Annotated in this window: 1 protein-coding gene; it reads right to left on the bottom strand. The window is 59.2% G+C overall.

All coding sequences use genetic code 11. The features are described from left to right. The coding region (locus tag AC5RWQ_RS30755) for an MgtC/SapB family protein (protein ID WP_494286093.1) at positions 1 to 309 on the bottom strand (309 nt) is incomplete at its 3' end. Positions 310 to 385 lie beyond the last annotated feature (76 nt).

Genomic DNA, 385 nt, shown 5'->3' with positions numbered 1-385 from the left:
CAATGTCGCGGCCGTATTCAAGCCACGTACGTTCATGCCTTCCTTCATGATTACGCCGGCGCCGAGAAAGCCGATCCCGGAGACGACGTAGGAGATGACGCGCACCGCTTCCGTCGTGCCGGCGATCCGCTGGGCGAGGTCAACGAAAGCTGCGGCGCCGACGGCAACGAGAACGTTGGTGCGCAGGCCTGCAGTCCGCTGACGGTACTGGCGTTCCGCGCCGATCAACGTTCCCAGCACGAAGGCTGCAGCGAGTGCTACGACGGTGTCGAGAAAAGGATAAAGTTCAAACGTCTGTAGGAATTTCATGGCGTTGTCTCAATTGTCCCCGCGCGAATACAGGGTCCTGTTTGCACGCGGATGACGGCGATCTATCTTGATGATC

Source organism: Micromonospora sp. BS32 (assembly GCF_059089345.1).
This window is presented reverse-complemented; position numbering and strand designations above follow the sequence as displayed.